This is a genomic window from Photobacterium kishitanii (assembly GCF_003026355.1).
In the GTDB taxonomy this organism is placed as follows: domain Bacteria; phylum Pseudomonadota; class Gammaproteobacteria; order Enterobacterales; family Vibrionaceae; genus Photobacterium; species Photobacterium kishitanii.
On the sequence record NZ_PYON01000020.1, the window covers coordinates 20703 to 36193 of the forward strand.

The window sequence follows — 15491 nt, forward strand, 5'->3', positions numbered from 1 at the left end:
TAAGCTCTACTGCCATACTACTTGATATCATTTTAATCTACTAGCTTATCGGTAACAGTAAATCTACATTAATATTAGTTGCGACGTGCTAACTAATAGCATGATGACGCTATATAACTATAACCCTTCATAAAAAAGAGCTGTTAAATCTTGGTAAGACCTAACAGCTCAATAACGATTTTTGAATATTAAACAGTGTATTGTTGTACTAAATATTTCCAATCACGTCGTTGTTGTTTTAATTTCTGCCGAATAGACTCATACTGTTGCATAAACTCAAAGCTCTCATAATTATTGACTAACTTCTTCTGCCGCAAGTCTATTAAGCGCTTTTTTACTTGGTAATAATCGGAAATTTTGCTGATTAACGCTTCATACTCATATTGTAGTTGCAATAAACGGACACTATTATTTGGCAGTGTTTTCAATTTATATTGCAACCGTATAAATTCCATTTTTGCGCGGGTTTTTTCAATTCTGTCAGCAGACGTTACTTTCAAATTTGTCGTCCATCCTAGTAATGAACAACCTTTAATTAACCATTTAGTAGGATCGAATTGCCACCAGCGAATACCATTTCGGTAATCGTTTTCAAAGATATGATGATAATTATGGTACCCCTCACCGAATGTTAACCATGCAATAACACCGTTATCTCGAGCTGTATTACGATCTGTATAGGGTTGAGAACCCCATTTATGCGCCAATGAATTAATAAGAAATGTAGTATGATGACTTAATACTAACCGCAAGACCCCAATAAACAATATAGCTCCCCACATATTGCCTAATAACAACCCTATTGCTACAGGTATTCCAATATTCATTATTGCTACTAAGAATAAATAATATTTATGTTGCCAAACCACAATAGGGTCTTGCTGTAAATCTATACAATTTGAATAGTCATGATAACGACTAGCTTGATATTGCCGTAACATCCAACCAATATGGCTATAAAAGAACCCCATTTTAGCTGAATATGGATCTTTGAGGTTATTATCAACATGGCGATGATGCACTCGGTGATCTGAACACCAATGTAGAATACTATTTTGCAACGCAAATGCCCCACCAAGTGCAAATATCAATCGCAAAAAGCAATTTGCTTGATAACTTTGATGCGCCCATAAGCGATGATAACCCGCAGTAATTGACATACCACAATAGCAGAATGCCACGATAGTCATAATGACAAGCGTAAGATCAAGTTTATAAAAGTAGCAATAGAGTGGAACACCAATGGTTGCGATAGCAAACGTTAGTGTAAATAGAATCACATTCAACCAAATTAGTGGTGGTTTTTGCTGTTGAGGTATCATCCTTTTTCACCTTATTTTCAGCGTACACATGTAAGCCACACTACACTGGGTACTTAGGGTGATTCAACTAACCAACAATATTAAACGCTATTACAGCATCAATAATGTGATTCCTGCCGCATCAAAACGAGCAGTAATGCAACGATAATCTTTATGTGATGGTTGATAATAGCTCGCAGGCATAGTCTCTTTTAATCCAGCTTGTGCTACCACGTTGTATTCCTCGCGTGTCATGATGATATACTCAAGACAATTATCAATAATAGCTTGAATGCTCTCAATCGTTGCCTCATCATCACGCACTAATGCTTTAAAATGCCCTGTAATCACCGATAATGGCATTACCATCTCTCTAACAAGCAATTTTCGTTCCTTAATTTGGCTTGCTGCGACAGTTCGCTTACCAGCATCAAATATTTGTATCCAATCAGGTTTACCTTGTTTAGTCACTAGTCCATGTTGATAACAATAATAAGACTCTAAAAACGTCCGTAAGTGACAATAACGTTCAGAATATACTTCTAGGTAAATATGCTGTAATTCAATATTGGCATTGAATTTATTAATAGCACTCATCGCTCTTAATCCTGATTTCACATTAAATTTATAATCTAAATACTATTATAACCATATAAACTCCTTTTTTATTTAATTGTTTTTATTGGCTTATTTCATTAGTCACAATAAATATCATCTGACTCTGAAATTTTTATAATCAGATTACGGTCTACTCAAATGACAATAGTTATTCGTTTAAATACAACAATAGGTACCTTATGCAAATAAAAATACGCCCCCGTTGGGCACTATCAGAAAGCCAAGCAACTCCTGAGACCGTTTATCGTCAGCGTCGAGATATTTTAAAAAAACTAGGCATTGCTGCTGTAGGACTACCGCTATCAACCAATGCCCAGGCTGGATTGTTTGATTTTATTTCATCGCCAGAAGAGCAAGCAGTTGATCATCGTCGGCAACTTATCGGGGCGACGTCACCATTATCAAACTCGGCATTATCGCTTACACCTGAAGATAAAGTGCTTCATTACAATAATTTCTACGAATTTGGTGCAGATAAGTCTTCTCCTGCTGTACGTGCAGAAAAGTTTATAACGGATCCTTGGAACGTCACCATCGACGGCCTAGTCAATAAGCCTTTCACACTTGATTATGATGATTTATTCAATCAATTTAATTTAGAAGAGCGTATCTATCGTTTACGTTGTGTTGAAGCTTGGTCAATGAATATTCCTTGGATAGGCTTTAGTTTACGCGACATCATAAAAAAGGCTGATCCTCAACAACGGGCTAAGTATATTGCCTTTGAAACATTGTACGATCCAAAACAAATGCCAGGGCAAGCATCATCCCGCCTTGGTGGTGGTATTGATTACCCCTATGTAGAAGGACTTCGCATTGATGAAGCAATGCATCCACTGACGATGATCTCGGTTGGATTATATGGCAAAACATTAGCACCGCAAAATGGCGCACCACTACGCCTCGTTGTGCCATGGAAATATGGATTTAAGAGTATTAAATCTATTGTACGGATCCACCTTACCGATCAACAACCACCAACAACTTGGAATCGGTTAGCAGCCAGTGAATATGGCTTTTATGCCAATGTTAACCCCCAGGTAGATCATCCTCGTTGGAGTCAAGCAAGTGAACGGTTTATCGGTGAAGGTAATGTATTTAGTAGTCGCCGCCAACCAACCTTAATGTTTAATGGTTATGCTGAAGAAGTAGCGTCGCTATATAAAGGTATGGATTTAAAAAGGAACTATTAATGCTCACTCGACATGTTCAACAATACCGCCTTACACCCACACGTATTTTAATAATGAAAGTAGTTATTCATGCTATTTCGTTATTGTTTGTTACGCTATTGGTTTATAACACTCTCAACGGTGGTTTTGGCGCAGATCCAGTCAAAGGTATTGAACATTTTACGGGCAAAGCTGCACTAAATACTCTAATCCTTACTCTCTTATTATCACCATTAGCCAAAAAATATAAACAAGGCGGACTAATACGTTTAAGACGATTATTAGGAGTATATAGTTTCTTTTGGGTTGCTTTGCATCTTAGTGCCTACCTTGCTCTAGATCTTAATTTTGATTGGGCTTTATTAGGTAGTGAAATTATTAAACGTCCTTACCTTGCCATTGGTGCTGTTAGTGGAATTATTTTATTACTACTGGCACTAACCTCCCCCCAAGCAGTACAACGTCGCTTAGGTAAGTCGTGGCAAAAATTGCACAATTGGGTTTATCTGGCGCTTATACTGAGTCCAATTCATTATTACTGGTCTGTAAAATCAGACATTATCGAGCCCTCAATTTATCTGTTAATCTGTACTTGCTTACTTTATTGCCGTAAACAAAAGTTAAGCAAATGGTTTACTAAAACTAACAATCAATACTCAACTAAACCTGCCTCAAAGATATCTAATAACTAAAGTTGATTAAGACGAAAACTCTATCGTTACCTTTAATCTCAGATAAATTCAAACAAACCAAAGAATGCAAATGATTATCATTTGCATTCAATTCATTGCTTTGTTATAACTCTAATAAGACATAGGATCTTCATATAGGGACAATTCAATGATCAACTTTTTAACACCACCTTTTGCAAAACCTCTTTCTATAATCGCACTTTCACTTTCAATGTTAGGCATTAGCACTCAAGCTCATGCTGACAATAAATTTAAAGTCGTCACCACTTTCACCATCATTGCAGATATGGCACAAAATGTTGCTGGTGATGCCGCTATAGTGACATCAATCACAAAACCCAATGCTGAAATTCATAATTACCAAGCAACACCTGGCGATATTCGCCGAGCACAAGACGCTGATTTAATTTTATATAACGGACTTAACCTTGAATTATGGTTTGAGAAATTTTTTCACAATTTGCATGATGTACCTTCTGCTGTCGTATCAACCAATATCTCTCCCTTAAATATCACTCAAGGTCCTTATGATGGTAAACCTAATCCTCATGCATGGATGTCACCCACGAATGGCATTATTTACGTAGAAAATATTCGACAAGCGCTAGTTAAGTTTGATCCTAAAAACGCCGCAACATATAACCATAATGCCGCCAAATATAAACAACAAATTCAACAAACTATTGATCCTATACGTGCTCAAATCGACAAAGTTCCAACCCAAAAACGATGGTTAGTCACCAGTGAAGGAGCATTTAGCTATCTAGCCCGAGATTTTAACCTTAATGAACTTTTCTTATGGCCAATCAATGCCGACGCACAAGGTACACCACAACAAGTACGCCATGTTATCGACCAAGTACGTGCACATAATATTGATGCCATTTTTAGTGAAAGTACTGTATCAGCAAAACCCGCACAACAAGTCGCAAGGGAAACAGGTGCTAACTACGCTGGTGTGCTATATGTCGATTCTCTGAGTAATAGCACTGGGCCGGTACCGACTTATCTTGATTTATTAGCAGTTACATCAACCACTATCGCGCAAGGATTGAACCAATAATGTCTGGATTAACTATCGATAACGTAACTGTCACTTACCGTAATGGTCATACGGCGTTACACAATGCCAGCTTTAGTATTCCACAAGGCTCAATAGCAGCACTGGTCGGTATCAATGGCAGCGGTAAATCAACCTTATTTAAATCTATTATGGGATTCGTCCCTGTTAGCCAAGGCACAGTTAACATAATGGGTATGGCAGCAAAACGTGCTTTAAAACAAAATATTGTGGCTTATGTACCGCAAAGCGAGGAAATAGACTGGAACTTTCCCGTTCTCGTTGAAGATGTAGTAATGATGGGTCGTTATGGCTATATGAATATGTTTCGAATTCCTCGAGCTGAAGATCATCAGCAAGTCACATCAGCATTAGAGAGAGTCAATATGGTGTCTTATCGAAAGCGTCAAATTGGTGAGCTTTCAGGTGGGCAACGTAAACGCGTTTTTCTTGCTCGAGCACTCGCCCAAGAAAGTAAAGTCATTCTACTCGATGAGCCATTTACTGGGGTCGATGTACAAACAGAAGAGCAAATCATGGCATTGCTGCGCGCACTGCGTGACGAAGGTAAAGTAATGCTAGTTTCTACTCATAACTTAGGTAGCGTACCTGATTTTTGTGATCGTACCGTACTAATAAACAAAACAATTTTAGCATCAGGATTCACAAAAGACATTTTCACACCTGAAAACCTTAAAATTGCATTTGGCGGTGTACTTAGACATTTCATTTTAGGAGGAAAAGATCTCCATCATGATGATGATCAACGTCAAGTGAATGTATTGTCGGATCATAAACGTCCCATTGTCATGTACGGTAACAGTTAAGGAACTAACATGGATTATTTAATGGAACCCTTCCAATATAGTTACATGATTAACGCAATGTGGGTAAGCGCATTAATTGGTGGGGTTTGTGCCTTTCTATCAACCTATCTCATGCTTAAAGGTTGGTCATTAATTGGTGATGCATTATCACATTCGATTGTGCCAGGGGTTGCGGGGGCTTATATGTTAGGGCTTCCCTTTGCCTTTGGCGCCTTCATTTCTGGTGGTTTAGCTGCGGCCGCTATGTTTTTTTTAAGCCAACGTAGTAAGTTAAAAGAAGATGCTATCATCGGACTTATCTTTACTTCATTTTTTGGATTAGGGTTATTTTTAGTCTCCCTCTATCCAACTGCCGTTAATATTCAGACCATTGTAATGGGTAACATTTTAGCAATAACGCCAGTCGACACATTACAAATTGTTATTATTGGTGGCGTATCATTAGCTGTTTTATTAGTGAAGTGGAAAGACTTTATGGTGGTTTTTTTTGATGAAAACCACGCTAAATCAATTGGTTTAAATCCGACAGCATTAAAAATCGTTTTCTTTGCTCTCCTCAGTGCATCAACCGTTGCAGCACTACAAACTGTCGGCGCTTTTTTAGTGATCGCAATGGTTGTGATTCCCGGAGCAACTGCATATCTACTAAGTGATAAGTTCTCACACGTTATTATATACAGCGTTAGCTTTGGTACGGGATGTTCATTTATCGGTGCATATCTAAGCTATTTTATCGATGGAGCAACAGGTGGCGTCATTGTTTTATTACAAGCCACATGTTTTTTAATGGCGTTCTTTTTTGCCCCTAAACACGGCAAATTAGCCAGCATTCGCAACGCTAAGCACCCACATCCATCCTTATTAAAAGATATATCAAAGATCGAAACAGGAGCTGGGTCCCATGGCTAATTTTTTAGACTTACTGCTATCTCCCTTTAGTTTTACTTTCATGCAGCAAGCATTTTTGATTGTATTATTGGTCGCTATTCCAACTGCATTACTTTCATGTTTTTTAGTACTTAAAGGCTGGTCATTAATGGGAGATGCTATCTCCCACTCTGTACTACCTGGAATTGTAATTGCTTATGTATTAGCCATCCCTTTTACGTTAGGTGCATTTGTCGCGGGCATGTTTTGTGCTTTAGCAACGGGCTATTTAAAAGAGAATAGCCGTATTAAAGAAGATACTATTATGGGAGTCGTATTCTCATCAATGTTTGCATTCGGTATCGTCTTAATGACCAAAGTGCAGAGTAATATCCATTTAGATCATATTCTATTTGGTGATCCTTTAGGTGTTAGTTGGCGTGATATTGGTGAAGCAACAGTAATTACATTGGCTGTTATTCTATTTTCTATATTTAAAGGTAAAGATTTATTAGTATTTATCTTTGATCATCAACATGCACAAGCCATTGGTTTACCAACAAAAGTGTTGCATTACAGCTTACTTGCTTTACTTTCTCTCACCATTGTCGCAGCCTTAAAAGCAGTAGGCATGATTTTAGTGATATCGATGCTCATTGCACCAGGAGCTACAGCCTTTATGCTAACCCGCCGTTTTCAAACTATGGTGGTATTGGCATTATTCATTTCTGTTGCTAATGCTTTTCTCGGCATGTATCTCAGCTTTTTTATTGATAGCGCGCCGGGACCAACCATCATTTTATTATTAACGGCTAATTTTATTGGGGTCTTTACATACACCACAATAAAAAACCGATATGTAGAACAACAAAATATCAAAACACGTTTAATAGATGATGATAAACATCCGATAACACCACTTAATAATCCAACATAACCATATCCCACATTGCTCTATTCCTATAACAATACGCCAAGGAACACTATCGTCACTCCTTGGCGTATTTACACATTACATAATTAACACTCAAATCACGTGATCTCTTCGCCATAAATACAGTTTATTGGATTGACTAACCTACTGAATGCACAGACAATGCGCACAATTTTTTGCATCTACTTCTGCGGTTCACATGGAATTTGTCCAATGACAGTATCAACAACTCAACCATTATCTTTACGTGATGATTCAATTTTCCGTCTTTTTTGGCGCTATACCTTGCCAACAATTGCCGCCATGCTTATCACTGGTATCTATGTTGCCGTCGACGGAATGTTTGTTGGTCACTTTATTGGTGAAGATGGTCTTGCCGCGATTATGCTTGGCTATCCTATTGGTTCTATTCTATATGCTATTGGTGCCATGATAGGTATGGGGGCATCGGCATTAGTTTCTATAAAAATGGGGGAAGATAATACTCAACAGGCGCGCCATATAGTAGGTAATGCCTTAACACTGTGTATTATTGCTGCCATTATTTTTTGTAGTTTCGGCTTGGTATTTGGACACGATATTCTAATTTGGATCGGTGCTAAAGACCATATTCTAGCAATGGCATCAGAGTACCTCTTTTGGTATTTCACCATGGGCAGCTTTGCTATTGTTTCTATGGCATTTTCAGCATTACTACGTAACGATGGACAGCCTAATCGCGTTACTCTGATAATGATTTTAGGTGGCGTATTAAATATCTTTTTAGATTGGTTATTCATTGTCGTTATTCCATGGGGATTAACCGGTGCTGCCGTTGCTACCATGCTATCTCAAGCTGTTACATGTATTTTATGTTTACAACATTTCTTTACTGATAAAACGCAACTGCGTATTGGATGGGATAGCCTAAAAATCAAATTTGATACTGTATTGCAAATACTCAAATTAGGCACGTCAAGTTTATTAATGTACATGTACCTCTCAGTAGTATTAATCCTACACAACAAAGCATTTCTAATGGTTGGCAAACCGATTCATGTTGCTGCCTATGGCATTGTTAGTTACACCGAAGCATTCTTTTATTTAATTTTTGAAGGTATTGCCTTAGGCACTCAACCACTCGTAAGTTTTAATACAGGTGCAGGTCTGAAAGATCGTGTTGCTAAAATTCGCAACCTCGCATTTATGATCACATTACTGATTGGTGTAATTGGCGTTGTTACCTTATATAGCATTCCAGAAGCTGTGGTATATATGTTTGCAGGAGACAATGCTGCACTGCAACCTGAAGCGATAAAAGGCATGTCGTTATACTTTTGGGGTCTGCCTTTTGAAGGCTTATTGCTTGTTGGAGCAACCTACTTTCAGGCAATTAACATGCCTAAAGAGGCCTCACTACTAACGGGAGGTAAATTAATTCTCATATCAATAGCAATCTTTGTACTCGCGCATAGCATCGGGGTTAATGGCGTTTGGCTTGCATTACCAATCTGTAGCGCAGCACTTACCTTATGGATGGTATTTAGGTTAAGAAAGCTCTCAATGAGCAACGTCGATACTGAACCTCAGCAATAAATAATAATAGACTTAAAAACAATGAAAAAGCCGATGACATTACTGCCATCGGCTTTTTCATTTACAGTTTTTGGTAATTAATTAGACCTCAGCAATAATCGCTTCTTTCTTTTCAACAAGATGGCCTTCAGCGCCATGCATCCATTGAATAAGTTTATTTGAGAACAAAAATAGAATAATTGCTGAAACAACTGCTGCAATCGCAATACCTGCAAAGATGTTTAATGCACCGGCATCACCAACATGTGAACCAACAATACCAGCTGCATAATTTGCTAATGCATTAAATGCGAACCATACCCCCATCAATAATGAACATAAACGCAGTGGCGCTAGTTTAGTTACCATTGATAAGCCAATCGGGGAAATACACAACTCACCTAGTGTATGGAAGAAATATGCACCAACTAACCACAACATTGATGTTTTCACACTTAAATCACCACCCTGCTGCATCGCGGCTCCCACCATAAATAAGAAACCAACAGCAAGGAACAATAACGCAAACACAAACTTAATTGGTGAACTTGGCTCTTTAGGCCCTAGCTTGATCCAAAATGATGCAATAATAGGTGCTAACGTAATAATAAAGAATGGGTTTAATGATTGGAACCAAGCCGCAGGAACTTCAAAACTACCAATCATACGGTCAGTATATTCTTGAGTGAAGATATTCATCAAGCCACCAGCCTGTTCAAAGCCAGCCCAGAAAACCACCACAAATAAGCCTAGGAACATAATCACTTTTAGACGATCACGTTCAATAGCGGTTAATGGCTCTTTTTTACCAGAAGCATTCTTCGCTGCATCGCGTTTTGCTGCGGGCTCTATACCAATATTACCAAGTAAACGTTTAGCAAATACCAACTGTAGAAGTAAGCTTACTAACATACCAATACCAGATGCTGCGAAACCCGCTTTCCAGCCATACATACTCACGGCAGTACCCGCAATAACGCCAGCCAGTAAAGATCCTAAATTAATACCCATATAGAAAATGGTAAATGCACCATCACGACGATTATCACCCTCAGGATAAAGATCACCAACCATCGTTGAGATATTGGCTTTAAACAAACCATTACCAATGATCATTAAACCTAAACCGCCATAAAATGCGCTTAATGCAAAAGAGCCTACAACAGAGTTAGGTAGCGCAAGGATAAATTGAGCGACGGCCATACAGATACCGCCAAGAATGACACAACGGCGTTGACCTAAGAAATTATCAGCAATCCAGCCACCAATAAGCGGTGTTAAATAAACCAGACCAGTATATGTTGCGTATAAGCTAAGGGCATCTTTGGTTGTCCAACCAAAACCTCCCCCCATTGTTTTATCTGTTAAATACAATACAAGAATGGCGCGCATGCCGTAATAACAAAAACGCTCCCATAGTTCAGTACTAAACAGCAAGAACAACCCCTTTGGATGTCCCATAAAAGTACTCATGTCCCTGCTCATAATTATTCCTTATTTTTCACTATTTATTCAAAATATAAATACCCTTCCAGTTATAAAGGACAACATAATATCTTTCAATAGCGGCTATTTTCAAAACAATAAGTCATAGAGATAACGTATTGAATAAAAACAAAACTTGAAATAATGACAAACAAATTGAAACATTTAGTTACACTAATAATTTGAAATTAAAAACTACGAAAACCAGATTTATGCCATATAAAACCTCACAAAAATAACCATATGTAGACTTATATACTTTAATTGTAAATATTTACTGAACAATAAGACCAAGACGTAAAACAGGTCAATAAATAACCATAAAATATCAACCAAATGATAATAGTTACTATTAATATGCCCTTAAACATAAAATAATGCCACGAAACACCAATAAAACAGTATGCATAAACTATTCATATTCTCTTTATTTATGATATTTAAGTGCCATATATTCACCATCATAATCGTTCTTTTATTGCTACTCGCCGCTTTATATATTGCCACTTATTAATGCCTGCTTTTATTTACGTTTCTAGCAACTCAACTATATTTAAACTAAGTCAGACAAGGAATGTAATATGAAGCAGGAGAGTAATAACCATACCTCTCAGATCCAGCAATATGATGTTGTTATTATTGGCGCAGGACCGGCTGGATTAGCGGCTGCCTGCCGATTAGCCCAATTACGTAAAGATAATCCAATCTCTATTTGTGTACTCGAAAAAAGTAACACCATAGGAGGACATATCATTTCAGGAGCTTTATTTGAAACCCGTGCTCTTGACGAACTATTTCCTGATTGGCAGCAAACAGATTGTCCCGTCACAACAGCAATTACTGACACTACAACCCATTGGCTAATAAGTGAAAAACATGCACTCCCCCTGCCTCAATCTGTAACTCAACAGACATTAGATACACACAGTTGCTATGTTATCAGTCTCGGCCTTTTCTGCCGTTGGTTAGCGAAACAAGCCCTACAACTAAATGTTGATATTTTTACTGGCGTCAGTATTGATACAATCATTTATGGTACGCACCCTATATGTGACAAAAAAAACTTATCCATTGATGAATTAGTGAGTTATGAAAAAAATGGCACAAAATATGTAGCGGGAGTAAAAACTAAAGCCAGTGGCATGAATAAACATGGAAAATCATCAGATGATTATAAAGAGAGTGTTAACTTTCATGCTCGTTATACTATTTTGGCGGAAGGCAGCCGAGGATATTTAGGTAAAGAGGTAATACATCGTTTTAAACTTAATCAACATAGTCAAAGCCAGCATTATGCATTAGGGATCAAAGAGGTATGGGAAATACCGCAACAACAGCATCAAACAGGTAAAGTCGTACATACTCTAGGTTGGCCATTGAATGAATCTCACTCTACAGGTAGCGGTTTTATGTACCATTTAAATGATAATAAAATCGCAGTAGGATTAATTACTGATTTAGATTACCGTAATCCATATATGAGCCCTTTCCATGAATTTCAGCGGCTAAAACACCATCCCCTTTGGGCATCAGTACTCCAAGGAGGTACTCGAATAAGTTATGGCGCACACGCTATCACTAAGGGAGGTCTAGCTTCATTACCTAAACAAGCATTTCCTGGCGGTGTCATTGTGGGTTGCGATGCAGGTACGCTCAATAACAATAATGTTAAAGGTTGCCATACCGCGATGAAATCAGGCATGTTAGCTGCTGCAACGATTTATACTGAATTAACAAATAATGAATCTTATACTGAGCCACTTTATCAAACATTATTTGAAAGTAGTTGGTTATATACCGAATTAAGTCAGACTCGAAATACTGCTGCAAATACTCATCATTTCGGCCAAATTCCTGGATATATTGCGAATTATATTGAACAACAATATTTTGATGGCGAGTTACCGTGGACACTCCCCCACTCAATTGCAGATAGAACAGCGCTATTAACTACAACACAAACACAACCGATCTATTATCAAAAACCAGATGGAAAACTCAGTTTTGATATAGCCTCATCAGTCGCTTTAGCTAATATTTCATACCGCAAAAATCAAGCAAATCATCTGCTGTTACACAACTCAAATTTACCAATAGAACAGCACTTTAATTACTTTAACGAGCCAAGTTTACGCTATTGTCCTGCTGGCGTATTTACGATTACAGAACAAGAAAACAAGAAAATATTTAAGATTGATGCTAGCAAATGCCTTCATTGCAAAGTCTGCGATATCAAAGATCCGTCAATCAATATTAGCTGGATACCACCAGAAGGCGGTAGCGGTCCTAACTATTCAGATATGTAACCATAACCGATCAATTACGTCTAATTAATGGTAACATGAATACAGTATGATACTTGAATATACGCCACCATATAAGGATAAATGGATGATTGATCTCTACACAGCAGCAACCCCTAATGGTTATAAAATATCAATAATGCTTGAAGAGCTAGGACTAGAATATCAAGTACACCCAATTGATTTATCTGAAAAAGAACAAAAAGAACCTGCCTTTTTAGCGATTAATCCTAACGGTCGTATTCCTGCGATTATTGATCGTGACAATGACAACTTTGCTGTATTTGAATCTGGAGCGATTCTCGTTTATTTAGCAGAAAAAACAGGGAAATTTCTACCAACAGACATCAAACAGCGTTCGCAAGTAATGCAATGGCTAATGTTTCAAATGAGTGGCGTTGGTCCAATGATGGGACAAGCTAATGTATTTTTCCGTTATTTCCCTGAAAAAATTCCAGCCGCTATTTCACGCTATCAAAATGAAGGCCGTCGCTTATTTGAAGTAATGAATACACAGCTAGCTACAAATACATATTTAGCTGGTGATGAATATACCATTGCTGATATCTCGACTTGGCCTTGGGTTCGAATACATGAGTGGAGCGGTATCGATATAGAAGGATTACCGCACTTACAACGCTGGTTAGCCCTCATTGAACAACGCCCTGCATGCCAAAAAGGTATTACCATACCTCCCAAAGCTGAACTTTCGGACCAAGAACGAGCAGCGCAAATTCAAAAAATGTTAACAAACTAGTTAATCTATTTTGCAGCGTCCTCTTTGGTCGCTGCAAAAAGTAATCGTTATAATAAAAAGTTAAACATCCATGATGGCAACCACATATATTTCATTTTGGTTGTATCAGGTTCCCCTGCACCATAAACATTTACTTTATTACCATTACGATCAACCGCTTCCTCATTCTCAACTATTTTATAACCTTGCTGAGCCCGCTGTAAAATACTCGCTTCGACAGCTTGGACTAGTTCGTCATTACCCTTACAAAATAACCCCATCTCAGTATTATAATGATTAGAGCGGTTATCTATATTGTATGTACCGACCATGACTTCATTACCGTTACTACGTTTATAGATCTGTGTTTTAGAATGCATACCCCATCGAGCTTGTCTAGTTTCAGGAAAAACCACTTCCGTTTCAGCTATCCACTCACCGGCATGTACATAAGTTGTAATACCCAGTTTTTGCCAATCATAAACATGTTGGTACAATTGTGCTGCAACATAAGAAGCATCTGTGGATGACAATGAATTTGTATAGAGGGTTAATTTAACCTGCTTATTTAACATGGTTTGCATTAAATGCTCAGATTTACGGTTGTTGAGCAAATAAGGTGATGCCAATATCAATTCTTGATCAACCGACATCACTTTATCAAAAATAGTTTTACGTAAAAATCGATAGTTATCGCTATAAGGGTCTTTAAACCGTGTCCAAAAAGAACCACCTGGTGCATCAGTAGTAAATGTAGTTTCAGGACAAGAATAACGTTTTTTTTGTAATAAAAGAGGACGAGCGATGGCTTCAATTTTAATCCGAGCAGCTTGTTCTACCTCACTTGGCTCCAAAAAATCAGCCACTTGTGCTACTCGTCGTTCATATTTTTGTAATTCAACTCGGTAAGTCGGTTGTTGAGGCGCTTGAAAACGCTCACTAATGCTATGTTCATAAAAAGCATCAAAAGAAGCACGCATCACAGGTACAATCGAGCCTTCAACATATAAGTCACGATCTAAAAAATTATAATGAGTAGATAAATCAAAATAATCGTTTTCTATATTTCGCCCACCAGTGATCGCCTCACGATCATCAACCACCAGCAATTTACGATGATTTCGGAAATTAATCGTAGAAATATAATAAAGCGGTGCGGCATTGTAATAACGAACCTCAATACCATACTGCAATAAGGCTTGAGCATAAAACTCATCAAACTCAAATACAGTTGCTGATTTATCGATTAATATACGTACATTAACGCCACGTTTAGCTGCAGCTACCAATTCTCGAACAATTATTTTGCCACTTAAATCAGGGGAGAAAATAAAATACTCAACTTCAATGCTTCGTTGCGCGCGTCGAATCATGTCAATACGCATCTGTAATGCTGCAACACCACTATTTAAAACTTGTATCTCATTACGATTCTGATCGGTATTTGAATCATAAACAGCAACACTATGATATGGATAAGGGTTTGTCTTTGACAGGTTATGATAACTGTCAAAATCCTCATCCCAATAGACTAAATTACAGCCGGATAATGCATTAACTGCACTAAACCCTAACAAATACATTAATCGATAGCGCCATCGACTTCTTGATTTATTGTCTACTTGATTCTCGTCCACGCGCTCTCCTTGCAGTGATAAAAAACACAATACTTCATCAAGTATCTATCATTATTAGCTGTGCCTATTTTATAACATTTTGTCAACGATAACTGTGTTTAAATACTACAGGCATAAAATACATACATAAAATATATCATTAGAGTTGTTCATTTTTTCCATGGTGATATTAATCATAATAAAAACCATAGAAAACACACTGCATATAAAACCGAAGATGAAATCTAATATATCTATAATAAAAAAAGCCAAGTTGTTAATGTTTGGATAATATCCGATCAACAAACGTCCTTACTTATTAAATA

At 37.6% G+C, this 15491-nt stretch carries 13 protein-coding genes; 9 read left to right on the forward strand and 4 right to left on the reverse strand.

Translation table 11 applies throughout. The annotated features are described in order from the left end of the window. Positions 1-188 precede the first annotated feature (188 nt). Positions 189-1322, reverse strand: a complete 1134-nt coding sequence (locus C0W29_RS17855; RefSeq protein ID WP_045044733.1) for an acyl-CoA desaturase — start codon at positions 1320-1322, stop codon at positions 189-191. Positions 1323-1412: 90 nt separating this feature from the next. Beyond that, on the reverse strand, positions 1413-1898 hold the full coding sequence (locus C0W29_RS17860) for a hypothetical protein (RefSeq protein ID WP_045041273.1): 486 nt from the start codon (positions 1896-1898) through the stop codon (positions 1413-1415). Positions 1899-2098: 200 nt separating this feature from the next. On the opposite strand from C0W29_RS17860, the gene msrP reads away from it, so the two are divergent. The 7 genes from msrP to C0W29_RS17895 all read left to right on the forward strand — a co-directional run bounded on the left by msrP (position 2099) and on the right by C0W29_RS17895 (position 9046). Continuing rightward, the gene (gene msrP, locus C0W29_RS17865; RefSeq protein WP_045044734.1) at positions 2099-3112 is read left to right on the forward strand and encodes a protein-methionine-sulfoxide reductase catalytic subunit MsrP; all 1014 of its coding nucleotides are present in this window, start codon (positions 2099-2101) and stop codon (positions 3110-3112) included. Then, positions 3112-3783 carry a protein-methionine-sulfoxide reductase heme-binding subunit MsrQ gene (msrQ, locus tag C0W29_RS17870; RefSeq protein WP_045044735.1) on the forward strand — a complete coding sequence of 224 codons (672 nt, stop codon included), beginning with the start codon at positions 3112-3114 and terminating at the stop codon, positions 3781-3783. The genes msrP and msrQ overlap by 1 nt, the downstream gene beginning before the upstream one ends. A gap of 148 nt (positions 3784-3931) precedes the next feature. Continuing rightward, on the forward strand, positions 3932-4846 hold the full coding sequence (locus C0W29_RS17875; protein WP_080888808.1) for a metal ABC transporter substrate-binding protein: 915 nt from the start codon (positions 3932-3934) through the stop codon (positions 4844-4846). Continuing rightward, positions 4846-5670 carry a manganese/iron ABC transporter ATP-binding protein gene (locus tag C0W29_RS17880; RefSeq protein ID WP_045041276.1) on the forward strand — a complete coding sequence of 275 codons (825 nt, stop codon included), beginning with the start codon at positions 4846-4848 and terminating at the stop codon, positions 5668-5670. Before C0W29_RS17875 ends, C0W29_RS17880 begins: the two co-directional genes overlap by 1 nt. Positions 5671-5679: 9 nt before the next feature. Next, complete coding sequence (locus C0W29_RS17885; RefSeq protein ID WP_045044736.1) at positions 5680-6579, forward strand: metal ABC transporter permease; 900 nt, start codon at positions 5680-5682, stop codon at positions 6577-6579. Beyond that, positions 6572-7474, forward strand: coding sequence for a metal ABC transporter permease (locus C0W29_RS17890; protein ID WP_045044737.1), 903 nt, complete (start codon positions 6572-6574; stop codon positions 7472-7474). The genes C0W29_RS17885 and C0W29_RS17890 overlap by 8 nt, the downstream gene beginning before the upstream one ends. A gap of 210 nt (positions 7475-7684) precedes the next feature. Next, complete coding sequence (locus C0W29_RS17895; RefSeq protein ID WP_045044738.1) at positions 7685-9046, forward strand: MATE family efflux transporter; 1362 nt, start codon at positions 7685-7687, stop codon at positions 9044-9046. An 81-nt stretch (positions 9047-9127) separates the two neighbouring features. On the opposite strand, the gene C0W29_RS17900 is transcribed toward C0W29_RS17895, so the two are convergent. Beyond that, on the reverse strand, positions 9128-10510 hold the full coding sequence (locus C0W29_RS17900; protein ID WP_036790355.1) for a peptide MFS transporter: 1383 nt from the start codon (positions 10508-10510) through the stop codon (positions 9128-9130). A gap of 581 nt (positions 10511-11091) precedes the next feature. Between C0W29_RS17900 and C0W29_RS17905 the strand changes: the two genes are divergently transcribed. Further along, positions 11092-12816 carry an electron transfer flavoprotein-ubiquinone oxidoreductase gene (locus C0W29_RS17905; protein WP_045044739.1) on the forward strand — a complete coding sequence of 575 codons (1725 nt, stop codon included), beginning with the start codon at positions 11092-11094 and terminating at the stop codon, positions 12814-12816. Positions 12817-12901: 85 nt separating this feature from the next. Continuing rightward, on the forward strand, positions 12902-13570 hold the full coding sequence (locus C0W29_RS17910) for a glutathione S-transferase family protein (protein WP_036790361.1): 669 nt from the start codon (positions 12902-12904) through the stop codon (positions 13568-13570). Positions 13571-13617: 47 nt separating this feature from the next. Here the strand turns inward: C0W29_RS17910 and C0W29_RS17915 are convergent, their stop codons facing one another. Further along, positions 13618-15186, reverse strand: a complete 1569-nt coding sequence (locus tag C0W29_RS17915; protein ID WP_235869047.1) for a phospholipase D family protein — start codon at positions 15184-15186, stop codon at positions 13618-13620. Positions 15187-15491: the final 305 nt, after the last annotated feature.

Bases quoted from the DNA above. Each gene is read 5' to 3' on its own strand.
- C0W29_RS17860 (WP_045041273.1), bottom strand. From the start codon at position 1,898: ATGAGTGCTATTAATAAATTCAATGCCAATATTGAATTACAGCATATT.
- C0W29_RS17905 (WP_045044739.1), top strand. From the start codon at position 11,092: ATGAAGCAGGAGAGTAATAACCATACCTCTCAGATCCAGCAATATGAT.
- C0W29_RS17895 (WP_045044738.1), top strand. From the start codon at position 7,685: ATGACAGTATCAACAACTCAACCATTATCTTTACGTGATGATTCAATT.
- C0W29_RS17875 (WP_080888808.1), top strand. From the start codon at position 3,932: ATGATCAACTTTTTAACACCACCTTTTGCAAAACCTCTTTCTATAATC.
- C0W29_RS17890 (WP_045044737.1), top strand. From the start codon at position 6,572: ATGGCTAATTTTTTAGACTTACTGCTATCTCCCTTTAGTTTTACTTTC.
- C0W29_RS17900 (WP_036790355.1), bottom strand. From the start codon at position 10,510: ATGAGCAGGGACATGAGTACTTTTATGGGACATCCAAAGGGGTTGTTC.
- C0W29_RS17885 (WP_045044736.1), top strand. From the start codon at position 5,680: ATGGATTATTTAATGGAACCCTTCCAATATAGTTACATGATTAACGCA.
- C0W29_RS17880 (WP_045041276.1), top strand. From the start codon at position 4,846: ATGTCTGGATTAACTATCGATAACGTAACTGTCACTTACCGTAATGGT.
- C0W29_RS17855 (WP_045044733.1), bottom strand. From the start codon at position 1,322: ATGATACCTCAACAGCAAAAACCACCACTAATTTGGTTGAATGTGATT.
- msrQ (WP_045044735.1), top strand. From the start codon at position 3,112: ATGCTCACTCGACATGTTCAACAATACCGCCTTACACCCACACGTATT.
- C0W29_RS17910 (WP_036790361.1), top strand. From the start codon at position 12,902: ATGATTGATCTCTACACAGCAGCAACCCCTAATGGTTATAAAATATCA.
- msrP (WP_045044734.1), top strand. From the start codon at position 2,099: ATGCAAATAAAAATACGCCCCCGTTGGGCACTATCAGAAAGCCAAGCA.